Consider the following 22,717-nt stretch of genomic DNA (forward strand, 5'->3'; position numbering starts at 1 on the left):
ATTGTCAGGGGGAATAGTGTCAATTCAGCCGAGGAACCTGGGGGCTTGACGTGGGCAATGAAGCCAACACCCGACTCGCGGACCTGTTCGGCCTCACCGGCTGGTCCAAGGGCGAACTCGCACGGTTGGTCAACCGGCAGGCGGCGGCCATGGGCCATCCGCAGCTGTCGACCGACACATCGCGCGTACGCCGTTGGATCGAGACCGGTGAGTCGCCGCGCGATCCCGTGCCGAAGGTGTTGGCCGCGCTGTTCACCGAGCGTCTCGGCCGTGTCGTGACCATCGAGGATCTCGGGTTCGACCGGCGCCGGAAGACGGGAAGAAGACAGACCGGAGACGGCCTCCCGTGGCCGCCGGAACGAACCGCCGCGGTCCTCACCGAATTCACGGGAATGGACCTCATGCTCAACCGACGCGGTCTGGTGGGCGCGGGCGCCGCGCTCGCCACCGGTTCCGTACTCAGCACCGCCATGCACGACTGGCTGCACACCGACCCGGCCCTCGCGGCCGACGCGCCAGTCCTCGACGATCCGCTCGACGCCGACCCCGCCGCCTACGACCAGTACGAGGCGGTACCGGTCGGCTCCCAGGAGATCGAGTCGCTGGAACGCTCGGTCGAGGTGTTCCGCGCCTGGGACGCCTCACGCGGCGGCGGCCTCCAGCGCAAGGCCGTGGTCGGCCAGCTCAACGAGGTGGGCGGCATGCTCTCCTACGCTCATCCCGCGCATCTCCAGCGCCGGTTGTGGGGCGTGGCCGCCAACCTCGCGGTGCTGGCGGGCTGGATGTCGCACGACGTGGGCCTGGAACCCACCGCCCAGAAGTACTTCGTGATCGCCGCACACGCCGCGCGGGAGGGCGGCGACCGGCCCAGGGCCGGTGAGGCGCTGTCCAGGGCCGCCCGCCAGATGGTGCACCTGGGGCGGCCGGACGACGCGCTGGACCTGATGAAGCTCGCCAAGTCCGGTTCCGGCGAGTCCGCGCTGCCGCGCACCCGCGCTATGCTGCGCACCATCGAGGCGTGGGCGCAGGCGTCCATGGGCCGCGGCCAGGCGATGCGGCGGACTCTCGGCGAGGCCGAGGACCTGTTCGTCTCCGACAAGGGCGATGTACCGGCGCCCAGTTGGATGCAGAATTTCGACGAGGCCGACCTGCACGGGATGCAGGCGCTCGCCTTCCGCACCCTGGCCGACCACGACCCGTCGGCCGCGGCCGAGGCGCAACTCCACGCCAAGAAGGCGCTGGTGCTGCGGGGCGGCGGCCACGAGCGGTCGATGATCTTCGACTATCTGTCGCTGGCGTCGGCCTGCTTCATCGCCGACGACCCGGAGGAGGCCGACCGCTACGCCCGGATGGCGCTGCTCACCATCGGGGAGACCTCCTCGCACCGCACCTGGGACCGGCTGCGCGAGATGTACCGGCTCACCGGCCGGTATTCCGGCTACACCAAGATCCAGGATCTGCGCACCGAGATCGAGACGGCACTGCCGAAATCCAAGGGGAAGGGAACCACCGGGAAGACCCGCTCCGTGTAACAGCGGCCGGCCGGCCTGCCGCCGAACGGGTCGGACAGCTCGTACGACAGCACGGATGAGATCCCTGCCGGGCTCTCGAGGGTCTCGAAAAAATAGATCGCGATTCACCCGCGGAGCGCACGCGCGGAATGCCCGTACGGAATGCCGTACGGAATTCGTGCGCGCGACCTGTCCGCGGAACGTGTCCACGGGAAAGGAAGCAGGAAAGAAGGCTCAGGCGATCCTGGCGATCAGCACACAGGCGTCGTCCTCGCGCTCCGGGGTGCCGAACTCCTCGGCGACGATCCGCACGCAGTCCTGTGCGGTCCGGGCGCGGGCGAACAGCGGTGCCATCGCCAGGAGTCGTCCCGAGCCGCTCTCGGTGTCGGTGTCCAGCGCGGAACGGCGCGGCACGAGGCCGTCGGTGTGCAGCACCAGCAGATCACCGGCGGCCAGTTGCTCGTCGGCCTGCCCGTACAGGGCGCCGGAGGTCGCTCCGAGCAGGACGCCCTCGGGGGAATCGAGCACCCGCCCCGCTCCGTCGCGGAACAGCAGCGGGGCGGGGTGGCCCGCCTGGGCCCAGCGCAGCAGCCGGGTCGACGGCTCGTACCGGCAGCACAGGGCGCTGCCGAGCGCGGGCTGCGCCGAGGTGTCGAGCAGTTCGTTGAGCCAGCCCATCAGGGGGCCGGGCTGGAGGCCCGCGACGGCCATGCCGCGCAGCGCGCCCAGCAGCATCGCCATACCGGACGTGGCGGCCACCCCGTGTCCGGTGAGGTCGCCGACCGTGAGTAAGGAGGACCCGTCGGGCAACTGCATCGCGTCGTACCAGTCGCCGCCGATGAGGGCGCTGGTGCCGGACGGCAGATAATGCGCTGCCAGGTCCATCGTGGTGGGCCCCCCGTCCTGCGGGAACCGCAGGGTGCCGCGCCAGGGCGGCAGCACGGCCTCCTGCAGCTCAACCGCCAGCCGACGCTCGGTCTGCGCGATCTGCCGCTGCCGCTGGAGGGAGTCACGGGTCTCCCGGAGCGTGCGCTGGCTGCGCCGCAGGTCGCTGACGTCCCGCAACACCGCCCACATGGACACGGTGTCCCCGTCGGCGCCGAGTACCGGCTCGCCGACCATGTGCACCGTACGCACGGACCCGTCCGCGCGCACGATACGGAATTCGCCGTCGATCGGACGGCCGTCGACCAGGCAGCCGGTCACCATCTCGGTGAGGATCTGCTGGTCCTCGGAGAACAGCCACGAGGGCAGCTCGTCCAGGGTCAGCGGACCGTCGGCGGACTCCCGGCCGAAGATCCGGTACAGCTCGTCCGACCACTGCGCGTCATCGGTGAGCAGGTCCCACTCCGCGCTGCCCGCCCGGCCCAGCGCGCTGACCGCGTCGGGCCCCGGCGGCAGGGACGTCTGCGACGGCAGGTCCACCAGCAGGTCGGCGGTCAGCGGGTCGCCGCTCGGATACCCGGTGTCCAGGCCGTCCCTGAGCTGGCCGAGGTGGGTGTCCACGTCGTCGAGCTGGTGCACGGCCAGATCGCACAGGGCGCGCTGCCAGCGCAACTGGGGGTCCTCGGCGGCGGCGGCGCTCTCGCGCAGCACCGAATCCACCTGGGTCCTGAGGCGACGCGCCTGAGAGATCAGGGCGTCCACCGCACCGGGATCCGGTGGCTGCGCGGAGTTGTGCTCCGCGTGCGTGGGGAACGGCATGACACACTCCGAACGTGTCTGCTGGCAGGCGCTGAACGGCCGTCGCGGACGGAAGGACCGGTAACGACTGTTGCACAGGGAGCGATCGGCCGTAAGGGTTTCCGCGATACCCGATACGGTGGTGCTTCTGGCATATGCCAACAGCCCAGCGGCATAACGCCACCCTCCGCGCCACCCCACCGGCCGTTCCCGCGCCACCCGTTCGACACCCGCCCGCCGCCCGGAAGCGACACGGCACACCCCGAGTCGGTAGGCTTCCGCCGCCCGTCCCCACGGAATCCCCCGTTCCCGTCAGGCATGAAACCGACGACGGCCGGTAAGGATGCCGGGCACCGGTAGCGGAAATCCCGTTGCCATGGAACCCCCCGCACCGGATGCTGACCTCATGTTCGACCCAGACATAGCGCCCAGTGGATCCCTTCTCGGCCTCCTCCAGCGAGGACGCGGAGACGGGCCCCTGCATGCCCTGGCGGCGCCGCGGACGGAAGCCCTCGCCGCTTTGGAGCAGTGCGTGCTGCGCGATCCCCGGCTCGACTGGCGGGTCGAGTCGCGCTCCTTGTATTACGCGCGCCTCTACTCGGACCTGGAGAGCCCGCTCGACGGGATCGAACACCACCTCTTCCACCCGGACGACGTGGTCGCCCCGGACGAGCACCGCTGCGGCCTCGCCCTGTCCGTCCTCGGACACCTCGCCGGATACGGCCGCCGCGACGCGCTGCACCTGCTGCGGCGGTACGCGGCCACCGGCGGCTGCTGGGAATGGGCGCTCGACGAGCTGGCGGTCCGCGACGACGAGGCGGGACTGCGCGCGCTGGGCCCCGCCGTCGTCGCCCGCTTCCCGCACACCCCCGAAGGCGACGCGGAACTGGCCCGCGCCGTCCGCGAGGCATACGAACCCCGCCCGTGGCAGCTCTGGGCCGAAGACGCCTCGCAACCGGCCACCGCGACCCGCGTGGCCAAGGCCGCGGAACAGGTCTCGTTCGACCGCTGGCAGCGCCAGATGCGCTCCGCGGGCCCGACCCCCGGCTGGAGCGTCACCGCCGTCCTCGAATGGGCCCAGCAGGGACTGACCCGCCACCCCCAGGTCGAACGTGACCAGCCCGCCGCCCGCTGCCTGGCCGCCGTCGCGGGCCCCGAGGACCACGCGGAACTGCTGGAAGCGGCCCTGCACGGCCCCTCAGCCGCCCGCGCCGCCGCGCTGCGCCACCTCACCGACCGCTGCGACCCCCGGCGCCTGGACCTGATCGAGACGGCCGCGGTCTCCACCGACGACCTCGTCGTACGCGCCGCCCTCGAATCCCTGGAACGGCTCAGGGACGACGAGGCGATGGCCCGCGCCCGCGTCTGGGCCGCCCGCACCGACCCGCTCGGCTCCGCCGCCGCCCGGCTGCTCGCCCGCCACGGCGGACCGCAGGACGCCGAGCACGTGCTGGGCGCGCTGCGCAGGACCGTACAGACCGGCGGCGCGGACGCCGAAGGGCTCGACGCGCTCGTCGAGGGAGTCGGCCGGCTCTCCGCCTGCCTGGCCGCACCCGTCCTGCGGCACATCTACCGGGAGACGTCGTCCTCCCAGCTCCGCGGCACCGCCGCCGTCGCGCTCGCCGTCACCGACCCCGGTTTCGCCGCCGGTTTCGCCGTCGAGTGCCTCTGGGACTGCGAGGAGAGCACCCGCGAGCTGGCCGCGCACCGCGCGACGTCCGGTGACGTGAGGGTCCTGGCGCAGCTGCGCAGGCTGGCCGCGGACCCCGCGGAAGAGGCCGAAGTGCAGACCGCCGTACGCGGCCGGCTCAGTTCCGGCGGTACGTCCAGGTAGGCGGCCGGCCCGCGGGCGGACCACGGAGAACCCGGCGCGGGTCTCAGGGCATGTCCGGCGGATCACGAACGGCCCCTTCGGCACCCGGACCGCCCATGATCCGCCGGGCGGGCCCTAACGCTCATGGGGCGTTCCACTTCGGGAAAGATCCACGTGGCCCTGACAACGCTCAATGCGGCGACAACCACGGTATGCGTGTCGCCATCGTCACAGAGTCCTTCCCACCCGACGTCAACGGAGTGGCCCACTGCGCCCTGCGCACGGCCGAACACCTCGCCCGGCGCGGCCACGAACCGCTCGTGGTCGCGCCCGCGGGCCCGGCCGACCAGGACCCCGGTCCCGACCCCTGTCCCGTCATCCGCGTCCCCTCCCTCCCCCTGCCCGGCTACCCGCAGGTGCGGGTCGCGCTGCCGGGCCGCCGTACCGCCGCCGCCATCGCCGCGCACCGGACGGAGCTGGTCCACCTGGCCAGTCCCTTCGTGCTCGGCGCGCGCGGCCTGGCCGCCGCCACTCGGTTGCGTATCCCTGCCGTCGCCGTCTACCAGACCGACCTCGCCGGATACGCCAGGACGTATCTGAACGCGGGCGAGTCCGCCGCCTGGCGCCGGATCCGCGCGGTGCACTCCGCCGCTGCCCGCACCCTGGCCCCCTCCTCCGCGTCCGTCAGCGCGCTGGCGGAACAGGGCGTGCCGCGCGTCCACTTGTGGCCGCGCGGCGTCGACTCCGACCGCTTCCACCCCGCGCGCCGCGACGGGGCGCTGCGCCGCGAACTGGCCCCGAACGGCGAGCTGATCGTCGGATACGTCGGCAGGCTCGCGCCGGAGAAGCACGTCGAACTGCTCGCCGGGCTCTGCGAACTGCCCGGTGTGCGCGTGGTCGTCGTCGGCGACGGCCCCAGCGCGCCGAGCCTGCGCACCGCCCTGCCGGGCGCGGTCTTCATGGGCCGCAGGACCGGCACCGAACTCGCCCGCATCCACGCCTCCTTCGACGTCTTCTGCCACACAGGACCGTTCGAGACCTTCTGCCAGACCGTGCAGGAGGCGATGGCCAGTGGAGTCCCCGTCGTCGCCCCGGCGGCCGGCGGCCCCCTCGACCTCGTCCAGCACGGCCGCACCGGCCTGCTGGTGCCGCCGCTCGACCCGGCGGCCGTCCGCTCGGCCGTCCAGTTCCTGCTCGGCGACGACGGGCTGCGCGAGCGCTACGGGAGCGCGGCTCGCACAGCGGTCGCCGACCGTACGTGGGAGGCCGTCGGCGACCAACTCCTCGGCCACTACGACCAGGTGCTCGGCGAGCGCGAGGCGGCAGCGGCATGACCACCGACATGAGCGGCGGCGTCAACGGCGACGGTATGAGCGGCGCGGGCGACCGCATGACCACCGGTACGCGAACGGCCGGTACGGCGAGCGGCGCGCGAACCGGCGCCGTCACGGACTTCGGCACCGACCCCACCGACGGCAGGGACGACGTCATGTACGGCCAGGACGACCTCGCGTCACCCGACGGCGGCGCCCGCACCGCCCCGCACCCCCTCGACCGCGACCCCGAGTCGGCCCTGCGCATCGTGCGGCTCGCCAACTTCGTCACGCCCGTCTCCGGCGGCCTGCGCACCGCGCTGCGCCACCTCGGCGAGGGCTACGCGGCGGCGGGCCACGAACCCGTCCTGATCGTCCCCGGCGCCACCGCCTCCGACGAACTCACCCCGCAGGGGCGGGTGATCACCCTGCCGGGCCCTGAGATCCCCGGCACCGGCGGCTACCGCGTACTCGCCCGCCGCGCCCCCGTGGCGGCCGTACTCGCCTCGCTCGCCCCCGACCGGATCGAGGTCTCCGACCGCACCACCCTGCGCTGGACGGGGGAGTGGGCCAGGCGGCACCGCGTGCCCTCCCTGATGGTGTCCCACGAGAGCGCCGACGGTGTGCTCGGCACCTGGGGCCTGCCCTCGGGCCCCGCCCGCCGCGCCGCCGACGCCCTCAACCGCCGTACCGCGCTGGCCTACACGCGTGTGGTGTGCACCACGGCCTGGGCCGCCGCCGAATTCGAGCGGATCGGCGCCCGCAACGTCGTACGCGCCCCGCTCGGCGTCGACCTCGAAGGCTGCCACCCCGGTGCCCGGAACCCGCGGCTGCGCGAGACGCACGGGCACGGCGCCGCCGTCCTGCTCGTGCTCTGCTCGCGGCTCTCGCCCGAGAAGCGGCCGGGCATGGCGCTGGAGACCCTGGCCCACCTGCGCGGCTCCGGCGTCGACGCGGCGCTGGTGGTCGCGGGCGAGGGACCCCTGCGGCCCCGGCTCACCGCCCAGGCCAGGGCCGCCCGGCTGCCGGTCACCTTCCTCGGCCATGTGCCGCGGCGCGCCGACCTCGCCGCACTGCTCGCCACCGCCGACGTGGCACTGGCACCGGGACCCGTCGAGACCTTCGGTCTGGCCGCCCTCGAAGCCCTCGCGTGCGGCACCCCCGTGGTGGCCAGCTCCCGCTCCGCGCTGCCCACCCTCATCGGACCGGCGGGCGGCTGCGCCGACACACCCGCCGAGTACGCCGCCGCCGTACAGCGAATCCTCGCCGCGCCCGAGGAGGGCCGCCGCGCCATGGCCCGCACCCGCGCCGAGCTGTACACCTGGCCCGCCGCCGTCAACGCCTTCCTCACCGCGCACCGGGCCGCCGTCGGCGCCGCCGCACCGTCCGCGCGCCGCCGGACCGCACCGGAGTCCGACGGGGTCAGGCCGTGACCGGCGCCGTGCGCTTCGCCGTACTCGGCGACTCGCTCAGCGAAGGCGTCGGCGACCCGCTGCCCGACGGCGGGTGGCGCGGCTGGGCGGCGCTGCTCGCCGACGGGCTCGCGGCGGCCCCGTACGACGCCCGGACGCTCAACCTCGCCCGGAGCGGGGCCCGTTCGGGCGACGTGGCGGGTCCGCAGCTCGAAGCGGCGCTGCGGCACCGGCCGGACCTCGCGTCCGTGCTGGTCGGCGGGAACGACACGCTGCGCGGCGGCTTCGACATCCAGGCGGTGGCCGCCGAACTGCACGTCGTGATGGGCGCGTTGCGCGCCGAGGGCTGCGACGTGCTCACCGCGTGCCTGCCGGACCCCGGAACCGTGCTCGGGCTGCCGTGGCCGCTGGCCCGGCCGCTGGGCCGCAGGATGCGCGCGCTCAACGACACCGTGCACGCCCTGTCCGCGCACCACGGCGCGCACCACCTCCACGCCGCGGAGCGCCACTGGGCGACCATGCCGGGAGCGCTGAGCGCCGACCGGCTGCACCCCAGCGAGACCGGACACCGGCTGCTCGCCCGCGACTTCCACGCCCTGCTCACCGCCGCGGGCCTCGCCCAGGGGCCCGCGCCCCGCCCCGAGCCGGACGGCGCGCCGCCTGGCCGCCGGGCCGCCGCGTGGTGGATGGCCACCCGCGGCACCCGGTGGATCGCCGACCGCTGCACCGACCTGCTGCCCGACCTGATCCGGCTGGCGGGCGCCGAACTGCGCCACCACCGGCAGGGCGGCACAGCGGTGTTGGAGGAGGACGCGCGGCGCGCCACGGTCGCGGCGCTCGCCGCGCTCAAGGTCCCGCCGGGCCCGGCGGCGCGGCCGTATACCCCGCCGCGCCCACCGGCGCCGGGTCAGCGCGTGCTGAGCGGCACGAAGCGGACCGGCGTCCCCGGCGGTGACTGGGCGGCGGCCGGCAGCGAACCCTCGGGGACCACGCCGATGACCGGATAGCCGCCGGTGGTCGGATGGTCGGCGAGAAAGACCACAGGACAGCCGTCCGGAGGCACCTGCACAGCGCCGAGCACCATGCCCTCACTGGGCAGTTCACCGCCGCGGGCCCGGCGCAGCGCCGGGCCCCGCGTGCGCAGCCCGATCCGGTTGGACGCGGGTGAGACGGTGTAACCGCCGCCGAACAACGTACGGAAGGCGTCCGGCGCGAACCAGTCGTCACGCGGCCCGCGCGCCAACGGAAGGACCAACTCGGCTCCGGGACCGGGCAGTGCCACCACATCGCCCTCGCCGAAGAGACTGACGAAGTCTCCATCAGAGCTCACGTCGGAGCCCCTGATGACGTCCCCGGACCGGCCGCCGACAGGCAGCACGTCACCCCTCGCGAGCGGCGCGGGACCGAGCCCCGACAGCAGGTCCGTCGACCTGCTGCCCAGCACCGGCCGTACGGCCACACCGCCGGACACCGCCAGATAGCTGCGCAGCCCCGGCTCCGCCCGCCCCACGTCGAGCACCGCCCCGCCCGGCACCCGTACCGGCGCGCCCCACGCCGCGGGACGCCCGTCGACCCGCACCGCGCACGGCGCACCCGTCACCGCCACCAGCACCGCGTGCGAGGCCCGCAGCGCGCAGCCGTCGACCGTCGTCTCCAGACCGGCGGCCTCCGCCGGATTGCCGACCAGCCGGTTCGCCGCCCGCAGCGCCGGACCGTCCAGCGCGCCGGACCGCGGCACCCCCAGATGCGCGTGGCCCGGCCGCCCGAGGTCCTGCACGGTGGTGAGCGCCCCCGCCCGTACGACGGCCAACTCGGCCTGCCCTGCCGCCGTTTCCCTCACCCCCGCACCTCCGTGAACCGCACCTCGGTGCCGGGGCTCAGCAGCGCCGCGGGCTCCCGCTCGGGGTCCCAGAGCACGGCGTCCGTCGTGCCGACCAGTTGCCAACCGCCGGGCGAGGAGCGCGGATACACCCCCGCGTACGGTCCGGCCAGCGCGACGGAGCCGGGCGGTACGGCGGTACGGGGCTCGGCCCGGCGCGGTACGCGCAGGTGCTCGGGCAGTCCGGTCAGATAGCCGAAGCCGGGCGCGAAGCCGCAGAAGGCCACACGGAAGGGCGTCGAGGTCACAGTCCCTGCCACCTCCTCGGGGGAGACCCGCCACAGCCCGGCCACCTCCGCGAGGTCGGGCCCGTCGAAGCGCACCGCGATCTCCACGGCCGCGCCCCTCCCGCGCGGCACCGCGGGCACGTCCCACGCGGCCACCTCGGCGGCGAAGGCCCGCGGATCGGCGAGCCCGCACACCAGCACGGTACGGGCGGCCGGCACGATCTCCGTCACCCCGGCCAGTTCCCCGGCCGCCCGCCTGCGCAGCAACTCGGCGTGCAGCGCCTCCGTCTCCTCGCCGGTCGCGGACTCCACCAGTACGGCGTCCGCCCCGGCGCGCAGCACCCGCGGCCCCGTGCCCGCCCCGGAACCCGCCCCGGAACCCGGCCCGGAACCCGCCCGGCTCACGCGAAGGCCGCGATCCGCAGACCCGACGCCTCCAGCGACTCCCGGACGCGGGCCGCCAGCCGGGCCGCGCCCGGTGTGTCGCCGTGCACGCACAAGGACCGCGCCGCGACCGGCACCCTCTCGCCGGTGACTGCCGTCACCCGCCCGTCGCGGGCGATGCCCACCGCGCGGGCCACCACCTCGTCCTCCGACTCCAGGACCGCGCCCGGCTCGCGGCGCGGGACCAGCGTGCCGCCCGAGGTGTAGGCGCGGTCGGCGAACGCCTCGTGGACCGTGGGCAGCCCTTCGCGGGCCGCCGCGAGCAGCAACTGCGAGCCGGGCAGGCCGAGTACGGGCAGTTCCCCCGCGAGCCGCACGCCCGCGACGACGGCCACCGCCTGCTCGGCGTCGTGCACCGCCCGGTTGTAGAGGGCGCCGTGCGGCTTGACGTACGCCACCGTGGTGCCCGCCGCGCGGGCGAAGACCTCCAACGCGCCGATCTGATAGGCGACTTCGGCGGCCAGTTCCTCCGGAGGCACGTCCATCGAGCGCCGGCCGAAACCGGCGAGGTCGCGGTAGGAGACCTGCGCGCCGATCCGTACGCCCCGCTCCGCCGCCAGTTCGCACACCCGCCACATCGTCGACGGGTCGCCCGCGTGGAAGCCGCACGCGACATTCGCGCTGGTGACGACGGACAGCAGCGCCTCGTCGTCGGTCAGCCGCCAGCGGCCGAAGCCCTCGCCGAGGTCGGCGTTGAGATCGATGACCGCGCCGGGGTCGGTGTCGGGTGCCGTGCCGGGAGGTGTCCGAGGAGCCGTGCCGGGTGCCGCCCCGGTGACCGCGTCCGCCATGATGATCAGCCCGTCCTCGTATCCTCGTATCCGCCTACGAACGGCGCCGAAGGTGCTCCGCGCGCCGCCCGCGAGTCTTCCGTGCCCGTGCCGTACCTGTCGCGGGACCGATCATGGCACTCCCGCGGGCCGACGCGCCGGGTGCCCGCCCCGTGGCGATCCGTGCCGTTTCGTTCGTTGTCGGTGCCACCGCCTAATGTGTGGGGCGTGACCACCACGATCCCGTACTCGCTGCCGGGCGCCGCCCGGCCCGCCCCGGGCCCGGCCGCCGACGAGGGCCTGGCCCGCAGGCTCAAGGCGCTCGCCTGCACGGCGCCGCTGCACGACCTCGACACCCGCAAGGCCAACCTCGCGGGCGAGTACTCGGTGTACGCGATGGCGGAGATCGCGCTGGCCGCGATCGACCTGGTCACGCTCAACATGGACTTCGACACCGGCGCGGACCACGACCAGATAGTGGCCAGACTCCTGCCCCGCGTCGCCGCGCAGGCCCCCGTCCGCGGCCAGGCCGAGCACGAGCGCGTCGCCCGCTGGGTGCTGGAGAATCTGATCAACGTCGGCAGCGCCGACCGCGGATTCCGCGCCGTCTACGGCACGTTCGGCGCCGACGGCGGATATGTGCGGCGGGACTACGACTTCAAGCTGATCGAGGAAGTGCCGGGCCCCGGCGGCAGCGTCTACCTGCGCACCACCGACGAGGCGGTCAACGTCCTGGTCGGCGCGCTCGACACCGACGTCACCAGCGCGCAGATCGCCGCCGAGGTCAAGCTGGAGGTGCTGATCAGCCGCGGCAGGCTCGCCGACGCCCAACTCGCCGCGGAACAGGCCAGGTACCGCACCGTGCAGTACGCGGAGACGCTGCGCCGCACCCTGGAGGCCACCCGGCGCAACGTCCGGGCGGTCGACTGGCTGCGGACCGTCCCCGACATGATCGCCGAGGCCCTCGACCACGTCGCCGACCGCTACCGGCACGAGAACGCGATCCTCACCAACATCCGCAAGGCGCGCGACGAGGCGGAGGAGCCGGAGCACAAGCGCCGCGCCGCCGAACTGGTCGACATCGTCAAGGACTGCATCCGGCGCCACACCCAGCTCCAGTCCAGGCTGCTGGAGGCCGGACCGCTGTTCCGCGCCGAGCAGGACCGGCAGGCGTTCGCCGCGCCCCCCGCGCGCGCCGGACTCGACCTGTACGGGCAGCTCGTCGCGCCCCTGCTGCCGATCCCGGTCGAGCGCGCGTCGCGGGTCACCGACGCGTTCTTCGCCCGCGGCGCGGGCCTGCGCACCCCGTCCGCCGTACGCGTCACCGACCTGGTCGAACTGCTGCTCACCCCGCCGCTGGAGCGGGAGCACCTGGGCGCGGAGATGCCGGAGCCCGACCTGGTCGCCACCCCGGACGACAGCCGGTTCAGCGAGGAACAGCTCGAATCCGCGCTCGATCTGCTCGACCTGCCGCACGACGCGCCGCGCCGCCTGTCGGGGCTCCTGGCCGACGCCCGCCGCCGCGACCCCGAACTGCCCTATCTGCTGGCCCTGCTGGCGATCCACGCCGCCTCCCCGCCGGTCGGCACCGCCTACCGCCAGGGCGAACAGCGCCTGCTCTTCGCGGTGGACGACGGCACGCCGCTGGACGACCACGAATTCGGCGGCGCCGACCTCATCGTCGGCACCGCGCGACTGGACGCGGCGGCGATGACGGCCGCGCGCGCGGAGCCCGCGTGAGGCCCGGCACGGCGCCCGCCCGCCGTTTCCGACCCGGCGGCGGGCGACCACGTACGGCGGACGCGACGGTGCCGACCGGCGTCATCGCCTGGACCGAGGAGAGCGAGAAGTGAGCGAGTACCGGGAGACGGCGGCGGACACGCCCGAGGCCGCGGCGTACGAGGCCGGGAGCACCGGACCGGCGCGCACCGGGGGAGTGACGCCCGGCGACGCGGCGGACGCCGCCCGCCTCGTGGGCTTCGGGCTCCAGCCCAAGCTGCTGCCCGCCCGCGACGCGGAGTACGCGGAACTGATCCGCCGCCACCGCGAGGACCCCGCCTTCGCGCGCCTGGCCGACGCGGTCGCGGCCGGACTCGGCCTGATCGTGCTGGAGGTCTCGCCCCGCGCCGGAATGGCCCTGGCGGCGGGCGAGGACTCGGTGTTCGCCGTCCGGATGGGCGACTACGCCCGCCGCGCCGCCTCCGACTCCGGTGACCGCTTCCTGCACGGCCTGGCCCACCTCGCGGCGGCGGCGCTCGCCTTCCCGCGCCCCGAGGACCTCGCCGACGACGGCTACATCGGCCGGATCACCGTCAACGGCATCGACGCCTTCATCCGCCAGGCCTGCCGCCGCCTGGAGGAACAGGCCGACGAGACCGGTGAGAACACCGACCCGGCCAGCGACGCACCGGGACTGGAAGCCGCATGGCGGGTCTACACCCGGCGCAGCGCGACCGGCGCCACCAAGGACGCCCGCAGGCTGGCCAGTTCCACCACCGGCATCATCGGCAAGGCCGTCGCCTTCCTCGTCGACTCCGGCTTCCTCCAGCGCACCGGGGACGAGTCGGGCGGCACCTACCGCACCACCGCCCGCTACCAGTTGCAGGTCCGCGACATGGCGGGCAGCGCCGCCATGGCCGAACTGCTCGACCTCGGCATCGTCCCGGTCGGCGACGGCAGCGCCAGCCTCGTCCCGGCCGCCGCCGACGACAGCGGCCTCGACCTGGCCGCGGACGCCGGTCTGCCGTTCCACGCCCACACCTGACCGGGGCCCGCCTCCCACCCGCCACCGCCACCGCCTCCCACCCGCCCCGCCTCCCACTCGCCCCCGACCCCCCCACTCGCCCCCGACCTCCAGTCCACTTCCGACCTGAACCACGAGCCACGAGAGTCCGCCGCATGTACGAGCTTTCCCGACTCCGCCTCTACTCCATCGGGCCCGCGGGCGCGCGCTACGCCGACACCGTCCTGGACCTGCGGGGCGTCGGCGAGCCGGTGCCGCAACCCGCCCCCGCGCAGGGCGAGTTCTTCGCCGACGAGCCCGCAGGACCGCCGCGCCGCCCGGCGCCCGCGGGCGTGCTCTTCCTGGAGAACGGCGGCGGCAAGTCGGTCCTGCTCAAGCTGATCTTCTCGGTGATGCTGCCCGGCCACCGCAACACCCTGGGCGGCGCCAGCTCCGGCGTCCTGCGGAAATTCCTGCTGGCCGAGGACTGCGGCCACGTCGCCCTGGAGTGGCAGCACACCGTCACAGGCGAGCTGGTCGTGGTCGGCAAGGTCAGCGAGTGGCGAGGCCGCCAGGTCTCCACCGACCCGCGGAAATTCGCCGAGGCGTGGTATTCGTTCCGGCCGGGACCCGGCCTCAGCCTGGACTCGCTGCCGGTCGCCGAGGCCGCCAGCGTACGGCCGCCGGTCGAGGGCATGTCCGGCGCACGCGGCAGGCGCCGCACCATGAAGGGCTTCCGGGACGCGGTCACCGAGGCTGGCAAGGCGTACCCGCACCTGGAAGTGGTGTGGGAGGAGATCCACGACCGGTGGAACGAACACCTCGGCGACCTCGGCCTGGACCCCGAACTCTTCCGCTACCAGCGGGAGATGAACGCCGACGAGGGCGAGGCGGCGGGCCTGTTCGCCGTCAAGAAGGACTCCGACTTCACCGACCTCCTGCTGCGCGCCGTCACCGACACTCGTGACACCGACGGCCTCGCCGACCTCGTGCACGGCTTCGCCAACAAGCTCGGCCGCCGCGCGGAACTCACCGCGGAACGCGACTTCACCGCGGGCTCGCTCGACCTGCTGGAGCGGATCGTCGAGGCCGCCGCCACCCGCGACCAGGCCCGCGGCGTCCACGCCCAGTCCGAACGCCGCACCCGCGCCCTCGCCCGTCGCCTGTCCGCCCGCGCCCAGCAGGAGCGCGGCAGGACCGCCGAACTGGCCGAGCACATGGCGCGCGCCGCGCACAGCGTCACCGACGCCGACCAGGCCCGCGGCGGCAGCGCCCTGATCGCCGCCGAACTTGCCTACCGGCACGCCTCGTTGGCGCTGGCCGCCGCGGACAAGAGCGCCGCGGGACTCCGCCGCGAGCTGGGCGACGCCCGTACGCTGCACGCCGCCTGGCAGGCGGCCGAGACCGTACTGCGGCAGCGCGCCGCGGGCGACCGGCTGACCCGCGTCACCGCCGCGATCCGCGAGGCCGAACGCGACGCGGCCCCGGCACTGGCCGCCCGCACCCGCGCCGCCGCCGATCTCGTACGCGCCCTGCACGCCGCCGCCGCACGCGCCGAGCAGCAGGCCGACGCCGAGGAGGAGCGGTCCGCCGCGCTCCAGGCGGAGTCCGAGGCCGCGCACCGCGACGCGACCGCCGCCGCCACCGAGGCGCAGCGCGCCCGCAGCGAGAGCGGACACCTCGGACAGCGGCTCGCCGAGGTCGAGCAGGAGACCGCCGAGGCGGTCAGCGCGGGCTGGCTCGACGACACCGCACCCGACGCCGACCCGGCCCGCGCGGCCCTCGCCGCCTCCGACGCGGAACAGACCGCGGCGGCCCTGGCCCGCTCCGCCACCGACACCGCCCACAGCGCCGCCGCCCGCGCCCGCGAGGCCGCCTCCGCCGAGGCCCGCGCCGACCTGGCCGCCGCCCGCGCCGCCGACGCCCTCACCACCGCGGAAGCCGCCAGAACCGCCGCGACCGTGGCGGCCACCGCGCTCGCCGCCGACCCCCGCCTGGCCGCCCTGCTGAGCGTGCCGGGCCCGCGCGACGGCACGGATTCCGCGGCGGGCCAGGACGCCGGACACCCGAGCGGCGCCCGCTCCGGCAGAACCTCCGACGCCTCGGCCGGTGACAGCGCGACCGGGCCGCACGGCGGTACGGGCCGTGACGCCCGGGACGGCTCGGCAGGACGGCACGGCGGTACGGGCTCGGGCGCCGCGGGTACGGTCGCGGGCCCCACCGGCCAGGGCTCGGGAGCCTCCGACCGGGACGGCGCCGGCGCGTCGCCCCTCCGCCCCGCCGCCGCGCGCCCGTCCGCGGACGGCCCCCTCACCGCCGCGGAGCTCGACGGCTTCGCCGAGCCGCTGCGGGAACTGCTGGACAGCGCCGTCGCCTCCGCCGAGCGCAAACTCTTCGAGCTGCGGACCGCGGCGGCCGACGACGCGCGCATCCTCGCCGCGCTCGGCGACGGCGGCCTGCTGCCGCCGGGCCCCGACGTCCTGGCGACCGTCGAATTCCTGGGGGAGCACGGCATTCCGGCGCTGCCCGGCTGGCGCTACCTCGCACAGGCCGTGGACCCGGTGGACCACGCGGTCGTGCTGGCCTCCCGCCCCGAGCTGGTCGACGGCGTCGTGGTCACGGAACCCGGCTCGTACCAGCGGGCCAGGGACGTGCTGGCGCAGGCCGCGCTGCTGCCGCGCTCGACGGTCGCGGTCGGCACCGCGGCGGCGCTGCTCGCGCCGCCGCCCGCGACGGCGGCGGGCAGCGCGGACCAGGACGTGTTCCTGGTCCCGCCGAACCCGGCGATGCACGACGAACTGGCCGCCGACGGCGAACGCCAGGAGCTGCGGGCCCGCGCCACCGCCCGCGAGGAGGACATCAGGACGCTCGCGGCCCGGCTCGCGCACGACCGGACGCTGTCGGCCCGCCTCGCCTCGTGGCGCGCCTCCTGCCCGCCGGACCGCCTCGCCGAGCTGGAGGCGGAGGTCACCGCCGCGCGGCAGAGCGCGGAGCAGGCCCGCGCGGAGCTGGCCGCGCTGCGCGCCGAACGCGCGGAGGCCGAGGCCGCCGCCGCCGAGAGCGCGCGGGACAACGACGCCCGCCGCGCCGCCGCCGAGCAGGCCCGGCGCCGCGCCGACGCGCTCGCCGGTCTCGCCCACCGGCTCCGCGAGCGCGCCAACTGGCAGCGCAGGGCACGGGAGTTGGCCGCCGACGCGGCCGAGGCGGAGACCCGCGCCGAGACCTGCCTGGCGCAGGCCCGCGCCGCGGACGAGGACCGCCGCGCCGCCCAGCGCGCCTCCGACGACGCCCGACGCACCGCACGCGTCCTGCGCGCCGAGCGGTCCGAGATCGCCGGAGCCCCCGACGAGAGCGCGCAGGACCGGGCGCAGGCCCCCGCGGCCACCGAGTCGCTGCCCGCGCTCCGCGAGGCGTACCACTCGGCCTCCCAGGTGTACGAGAAGGTCGGTGTCGGCGCCGACCTGCGCGCCGAGCAGGCCCGCGCGGAGAGCACCGAGAACGCGGCCCTGGTCGAACTGGACCGGCTCACCAACAAGGTCCGCAGCCGCGCCGCCCAGTTGCTCGAAGGCCCGGACGGCGCCGACGGCCCCTCCCGGCAGGCCGCGGCGGCCCGCGCGGAACAGCTCGTACAGACCCTGGAGTCGCGCGCCTCCACCGCCAGCGAGCAGTTGGGGCGGCTGCGCGGCGAGGCGGAACGGCTCGCGCCCGCGGACGGCGACCGGCACACCGACCTGCCCGACGGACTGCTGCCGCGCGACGCCGAGCACGCGCAGGAGCTGCTGCGCGCCGCCAACGCCGAACTGGCCTCCCGCACCGACGCGTTGGAGCAGGCGAGGGCCGCCCACACCGACATGGTCCACGCCCACCGCGCCGCCGAGGACGCGGCGGGCGGCTTCGACGAGATCGCCGCGATGCTGCGCGACCTGCTGCGGGACAACGCGCCGGGACAGCAGGACGAGGACGAGCCGGAGCCGTACCCCGGCAGCACCGAGGAGGCCCGGCAGGCCGCGGCGGAGGCCCGGCGCGGTCTGCGCGGCTGCGCGGCCGACCTGTCCACCGCGGAGACCCAGCTCCGCGAAGCCTCCGACGTCCTGGTCCGGCACGCCAACGCGGTGCGCTACGAGCAGGTCAGGACGCCCGCGCGCCAGCAGATCAGGGAACTGCCCGCCGCCGCGCTGCCCGAGCACGCCGCGGCCTGGGCGACCGCCTTCGCCCCGCGGCTGCGCGTGCTGACCGACGAGCTCACCCAGCTGGAGCGCAACCGCGACAGCATCGTGGACCGGCTGCGCGGCCTGGTCGAGTCCTCGCTCGCCACCCTGCGCTCGGCGCAGCGCCTGTCACGGCTGCCGGAAGGGCTCGGCGAATGGTCGGGCCAGGAGTTCCTGCGGATCCGCTTCGAGGACCCGGACCAGTCCGTTCTCACCGAACGCCTCGGCGAGGTCATCGACGAGGCCACCAGGGCCGCCGTACGCAAGAATTCGGACCTGCGGCGGGACGGGATGTCCCTGCTGCTGCGCGGCGTCGGGTCCGCGCTCGAACCGCGCGGCATCGCCGTGGAGATCCTCAAACCGGACGCCGTGCTGCGCGCCGAGCGGGTGCCGGTCGGACAGATGGGCGACGTGTTCTCCGGCGGGCAGCTCCTCACCGCCGCCATCGCCCTCTACTGCACGATGGCCGCGCTGCGCAGCAACGACCGGGGCCGGGACAAGCAGCGGCACGCGGGCACCTTGTTCCTCGACAATCCCATCGGTCGCGCCAACGCCACCTATCTCCTGGAATTGCAGCGCGCGGTGGCCGACGCCTTGGGCGTACAGCTCATTTACACCACGGGACTGTTCGACACCACGGCACTCGCCGAATTCCCGCTGGTGGTCAGGCTCCGCAATGACGCGGATCTGCGGGCGGGCCTGAAATACATCAGCGTCGAGGAGCACCTGCGGCCGGGACTTCCGGTCCCCGACCCGCAGGGCGAGCAGGTGCACGGCGAGATCACCGCCACCCGGATGTACCGACGGCCGCCCGAGCCGGAGCGGGACGGGGGAGACGGGGAATCGGACGTGCCCGTTTCCGGGTCCGCGCGCGCCGCCGTGCCCGGACCGGGCAGGGAACTCCAGCCGGACAGAGGCTAGTCCGGACCGCCGCCGACGGTGGCCGCCGCTGCTACCGGCCGCCGCTGGTAATGACCGCGATCAGCTCCCGGACCGTCGCCCGACCACCAGGTACCGACGGCAGACCGCGAGCGGCCGGAGTCAGACCCCGAGGTGCCAGGGCAGATGGCGCGGTATGTGCACCCGCCGCGTCGGCCTGCCGCGCGCGGCCGACCGCGCCGCACGGTGCCTTCTGCGCCGCTCCCTGCGCAGGGCACGGGCCGCGCTGCTCGGGCTGGAGAGCACCCCGTTGCGCTGGTTCCACACCTGTCGCGTCACCCACACGTCCAACACCGCCCACGTGGCGACGACGCTGGTGAAGACGGCGGAGATCAGCGCGGGCGCCGACAGCCAGGAGTGTCCGGCGGCCAGCAGTACGGCCATCACCGCGAGGATCAGCGCGACGGCCACGATCAGCACCGCCCGCACCGCCGCCGCTCGTACCGGATCGGGCATTCGGGGAGTGCCGACCGGGTCCTCGGTCCACACCCGCCCTTGTTCGAAGTCCATACAAGGTGCCTGCCCCGAATCTTCACGATGCATTCCGGGGTACGTATCCGGCCAGACCTGCCCAACCCTACGCACTGGCTTTCGAGTTACCGCATCGGCAGTAGTAGGCTCACGCCGTTTAAACGCGACAGACGATCCCCATACCGGGGAAGACGTTGGGGAGGCCATGCGCTTTCGCGGTACGACGATCCGCCGGAAGATCGTGGCGCTGCTGCTGATCCCACTGGTGTCCCTCACCCTCATCTGGGCCTTCGCCGCCACCATCACCGGGCGCGAGGTGTTCGGACGGCCGGACATCCAGCGAATAGTCGACAATGTCGGCTATCCCGCCGACGACGCGGTTCGGAACCTTCAGCAGGAGCGCAGGGTCGCTCTGGTCTTTCTGGCCAACACCCGTGACTCCGAGGCGCGGATCGCCTACGACAAGCAGGAACACGCCACCGACGCGTCCATCGCCAAGATGCGGACGACCATCGACGCGTCCGGCGTCCGCGACGACCTCAACGCGCGGTCCCGCGACCGCCTCGACGACCTCCTCAACACCGTCGAGGGCCTCACCTCGCTCCGCCAGCGGATCGACAACCAGCGGATCACCCGCGACGACGCCTACCAGGCGTACAACTCGCTGGTCGATCCCACCTTCGACCTCTTCGAGGAGTACCTCCCGCTCAGCGACGTCACGCTGGACAGCCAGCGGCGCGCGGTGATCGGCCTCTACCGGGCGCAGGAGGAGGTCAGCCGCGAGGACGCGCTGATGGCCGCCGCGATCAGCACCGGCCACACCAGCAAGGACGAACTGCGCTCCTTCACCTTCGCGGTCGCCGAGCAGCGCAACTACTACGCGGTCGACCTCAAGACCCTCACCGACGAGGCGCGCGCGCCCTTCGACACGTACTGGCAGAGCGCCAGCGGCAAGGCGCTGCGGGCCGCCGAGAACGCGATCATCGTCGCGGGCGTGGAGGAGGCGCCGGTCGTGGCCGCCCAGAAGGCGTGGCCCGCGACCGCCGCCACCGTGATGACCGACCTCGGCAAGCTCGACGGCGAGGCCATCGCGAAGTTCAGCAAGCAGGCCAGGCCGCTGTCCACCACGCTGGTCGTCGAAGCCGCCGTCATCGGTGTCCTCGGTCTGGTCGCGGTGATCGCCTCGCTGATCGTGTCGGTACGGATCGGCCGCAGCCTGATCCGCGACCTGTCCGGGCTGCGCCGCGAGGCCCAGGAGGTCTCCGGCACCCGGCTGCCCCGCGTCATGCGGCGGCTGGCAGCGGGCGAACAGGTCGACGTCGAGACCGAGGTGCCGCGCCTCCAGTACTCCGACGACGAGATCGGACAGGTCGGCAAGGCGCTCAACACCCTCCAGCGGGCCGCCGTCGAGGCCGCCGTCCGCCAGGCCGACATGCGCAAGGGCGTCTCCGAGGTCTTCGTCAACCTCGCCCGCCGCAGCCAGGTCCTGCTGCACCGCCAGCTCACCTTGCTGGACGCGATGGAGCGCCGCACCGAGAACGCCGAGGAACTGGCCGACCTCTTCCGCCTCGACCACATGACCACCCGCATGCGGCGGCACGCCGAGGGCCTGGTCATCCTCTCCGGTGTCGCCCCCTCCCGGCAGTGGCGCAAGCCCGTCCAGCTCATGGACGTGGTCCGCGCCGCCGTCGCCGAGGTCGAGGACTACGAGCGGATCGAGGTACGGCGTCTGCCCCGGCTGGCCGTCACCGGCTCCGCGGTCGGCGACCTCACCCACCTGCTCGCCGAACTCATCGAGAACGCCGCCGTGTTCTCGCCGCCGCACACCGCGGTACGGCTGCACGGCGAGCCGGTCGCCAACGGCTTCGTGCTGGAGATCGACGACCGCGGCCTCGGCCTGACGCCCGACGCGCTGCTGGAGTCCAACCTCCGGCTGGCCGAGACCCCGGAATTCGAACTGTCGGACACCGACCGGCTCGGCCTGTTCGTGGTCAGCCGCCTCGCGCAGCGCCAGGGCGTCAGGGTCTCGCTGCGGCAGTCCCCGTACGGCGGCACCACCGCCGTCGTCCTCATCCCGGCGAATCTGCTCACCGAGACCGGCGACGACACCGGCGCGACCAAGATCGGCGACCTCACCGAGTCCCGCCCGGCGCGGGTGCCCTCCGACACCGAGCACACCTTCCGGCAGTGGGGCCTGGACGGCATCGGCGGCGAGACGCAGAAGGAGCACGAGGCGCACCCGGCGGACGAACCCGTCGGCGCGCCGGTCGGCGAGGCGGGCGACCCGGAACTCGACGGGCCGCTGCCGTTGCCGCGCCGCCGCCGCACGGCGCCCGTACTGGTCTCCGACCGCGGCCGACCGGTCGGCGGACCCTCCGCGCAGACCTCGCAGGCCGACCGGGGAGCGCTGGAACAGGCCGCGGAGCGGGCCGTGGCGCAGGCGCAGGCCCGCGGCGAGCTGTACCCACAGGGCCAGCCGCAGGCGCAGCCCCCGGCGCAGACACCGGCTCCGGCGGAGCCCCAGCCGCTGCCCGCGCGCCGGTCCCCGTCTCGGCCCGCGTCCGAACCCACGCCCGAACCCCCGTCCGGATCCCCGCCTTTGACGGCCGCGAAGAAGACGACCGCGTCCGGCGCGAGCGGCAGCGCACTGCCCCGCCGGGTCAGGCAGGCCAATCTGGCGCCGCAGTTGAGGGTGGAGACCACCGCCCACGACAGCGGCGGCGCGACCGGCGAGGGCGCCGGCCGCGAGCGGTCGGCGGACGAGGTCCGCGACCGGATGGCGGCACTCCAGCGCGGCTGGCAGCGCGGCCGGGAAGTGACCGAGAACGACGGCACGCAAGACGACCCGTCGGCATCCGCACCGAGAACGACACCTGAGGGGAACGGTCGATGACCGCACCATCGAGCCCGACACGCGAGCTGAGCTGGCTCCTTGACGATCTGGTCTCGCGCGTGGCCAGCATCCGCAAGGCCCTGGTCCTCTCCGGCGACGGCCTGGCCATCGGCGCGTCGGACGGACTGACCCGCGAGGACTCCGAGCACCTCGCCGCCGTCGCATCCGGCTTCCACAGCCTCGCCAAGGGCGTTGGGCGGCACTTCGAGGCCGGACGCGTCCGGCAGACCATGGTCGAACTGGACGACGCCTTCCTCTTCGTGACGGCGGCGGGCGACGGAAGCTGCCTGGCCGTACTCAGCGCGGCCGAGTCCGATGTCGGCCAGGTCGCGTACGAGATGGCGCTACTGGTCAAGCGGGTCGGTGCCCACCTGGGCACCGCGGCTCGGAACGACGGCGGCGCGGCACTCAGCGGCTGACCGGATGATCTGA

15 protein-coding genes are annotated in these 22,717 nt (G+C 74.5%); 10 read left to right on the forward strand and 5 right to left on the reverse strand.

Annotated elements, in window-relative coordinates; genetic code table 11:
- The first annotated feature begins 50 nt into the window (after window positions 1–50).
- A complete protein-coding gene (locus ABZX65_RS24915) occupies window positions 51–1,532 on the forward strand; it encodes a hypothetical protein (RefSeq protein ID WP_355344015.1) in 1,482 nt (493 codons plus the stop codon).
- A 213-nt stretch (window positions 1,533–1,745) separates the two neighbouring features.
- On the opposite strand, the gene ABZX65_RS24920 is transcribed toward ABZX65_RS24915, so the two are convergent.
- Window positions 1,746–3,215, reverse strand: coding sequence for a SpoIIE family protein phosphatase (locus tag ABZX65_RS24920; RefSeq protein ID WP_355344018.1), 1,470 nt, complete (start codon window positions 3,213–3,215; stop codon window positions 1,746–1,748).
- A 385-nt stretch (window positions 3,216–3,600) separates the two neighbouring features.
- Here ABZX65_RS24920 and ABZX65_RS24925 point away from each other — a divergent pair, with 385 nt between their 5' ends.
- The 4 genes from ABZX65_RS24925 to ABZX65_RS24940 all read left to right on the forward strand — a co-directional run bounded on the left by ABZX65_RS24925 (window position 3,601) and on the right by ABZX65_RS24940 (window position 8,739).
- Complete coding sequence (locus ABZX65_RS24925) at window positions 3,601–5,028, forward strand: HEAT repeat domain-containing protein (RefSeq protein ID WP_355344020.1); 1,428 nt, start codon at window positions 3,601–3,603, stop codon at window positions 5,026–5,028.
- A 191-nt stretch (window positions 5,029–5,219) separates the two neighbouring features.
- Window positions 5,220–6,341 carry a glycosyltransferase family 1 protein gene (locus tag ABZX65_RS24930; protein ID WP_355344023.1) on the forward strand — a complete coding sequence of 374 codons (1,122 nt, stop codon included), beginning with the start codon at window positions 5,220–5,222 and terminating at the stop codon, window positions 6,339–6,341.
- Window positions 6,338–7,753: a glycosyltransferase gene (locus tag ABZX65_RS24935; RefSeq protein ID WP_355344026.1), complete on the forward strand. Its 1,416-nt coding sequence runs from the start codon at window positions 6,338–6,340 to the stop codon at window positions 7,751–7,753. The genes ABZX65_RS24930 and ABZX65_RS24935 overlap by 4 nt, the downstream gene beginning before the upstream one ends.
- A complete protein-coding gene (locus ABZX65_RS24940; RefSeq protein WP_355344029.1) occupies window positions 7,750–8,739 on the forward strand; it encodes an SGNH/GDSL hydrolase family protein in 990 nt (329 codons plus the stop codon). Before ABZX65_RS24935 ends, ABZX65_RS24940 begins: the two co-directional genes overlap by 4 nt.
- Here ABZX65_RS24940 and ABZX65_RS24945 read toward each other — a convergent pair.
- Genes ABZX65_RS24945 through ABZX65_RS24955 form a run of 3 tightly spaced genes read right to left on the reverse strand, consistent with a single transcriptional unit; the run spans window position 8,640 to window position 11,073 of the window.
- A complete protein-coding gene (locus tag ABZX65_RS24945; RefSeq protein WP_355344032.1) occupies window positions 8,640–9,572 on the reverse strand; it encodes a biotin-dependent carboxyltransferase family protein in 933 nt (310 codons plus the stop codon). The genes ABZX65_RS24940 and ABZX65_RS24945 overlap by 100 nt on opposite strands.
- The gene (locus tag ABZX65_RS24950; RefSeq protein ID WP_355344035.1) at window positions 9,569–10,180 is read right to left on the reverse strand and encodes an allophanate hydrolase subunit 1; all 612 of its coding nucleotides are present in this window, start codon (window positions 10,178–10,180) and stop codon (window positions 9,569–9,571) included. The genes ABZX65_RS24945 and ABZX65_RS24950 overlap by 4 nt, the downstream gene beginning before the upstream one ends.
- Before the next feature lie 59 nt (window positions 10,181–10,239).
- Window positions 10,240–11,073: a 5-oxoprolinase subunit PxpA gene (locus ABZX65_RS24955; protein WP_355344038.1), complete on the reverse strand. Its 834-nt coding sequence runs from the start codon at window positions 11,071–11,073 to the stop codon at window positions 10,240–10,242.
- 207 nt (window positions 11,074–11,280) lie between these two features.
- On the opposite strand from ABZX65_RS24955, the gene ABZX65_RS24960 reads away from it, so the two are divergent.
- The 3 genes from ABZX65_RS24960 (at window position 11,281) to ABZX65_RS24970 (ending at window position 18,903) form a co-directional block, all read left to right on the forward strand.
- Window positions 11,281–12,792 carry a hypothetical protein gene (locus ABZX65_RS24960; protein WP_355344041.1) on the forward strand — a complete coding sequence of 504 codons (1,512 nt, stop codon included), beginning with the start codon at window positions 11,281–11,283 and terminating at the stop codon, window positions 12,790–12,792.
- A gap of 109 nt (window positions 12,793–12,901) precedes the next feature.
- Window positions 12,902–13,816: a hypothetical protein gene (locus tag ABZX65_RS24965; RefSeq protein WP_355344044.1), complete on the forward strand. Its 915-nt coding sequence runs from the start codon at window positions 12,902–12,904 to the stop codon at window positions 13,814–13,816.
- A 134-nt stretch (window positions 13,817–13,950) separates the two neighbouring features.
- Entirely contained in the window at window positions 13,951–18,903 is a 4,953-nt protein-coding gene (locus ABZX65_RS24970; protein ID WP_355344047.1) for a hypothetical protein, read from the forward strand.
- Window positions 18,904–19,023: 120 nt separating this feature from the next.
- Here the strand turns inward: ABZX65_RS24970 and ABZX65_RS24975 are convergent, their stop codons facing one another.
- Entirely contained in the window at window positions 19,024–19,464 is a 441-nt protein-coding gene (locus ABZX65_RS24975) for a hypothetical protein (protein ID WP_355344050.1), read from the reverse strand.
- Between the two features lie 133 nt (window positions 19,465–19,597).
- On the opposite strand from ABZX65_RS24975, the gene ABZX65_RS24980 reads away from it, so the two are divergent.
- Both ABZX65_RS24980 and ABZX65_RS24985 read left to right on the forward strand, forming a co-directional pair.
- The gene (locus ABZX65_RS24980; RefSeq protein WP_355344053.1) at window positions 19,598–22,285 is read left to right on the forward strand and encodes a nitrate- and nitrite sensing domain-containing protein; all 2,688 of its coding nucleotides are present in this window, start codon (window positions 19,598–19,600) and stop codon (window positions 22,283–22,285) included.
- Window positions 22,282–22,704: a roadblock/LC7 domain-containing protein gene (locus ABZX65_RS24985; protein WP_188286155.1), complete on the forward strand. Its 423-nt coding sequence runs from the start codon at window positions 22,282–22,284 to the stop codon at window positions 22,702–22,704. Before ABZX65_RS24980 ends, ABZX65_RS24985 begins: the two co-directional genes overlap by 4 nt.
- Window positions 22,705–22,717: the final 13 nt, after the last annotated feature.

It is taken from the genome of Streptomyces sp. NPDC003300, assembly GCF_040610915.1.
Lineage (GTDB): Bacteria > Actinomycetota > Actinomycetes > Streptomycetales > Streptomycetaceae > Actinacidiphila.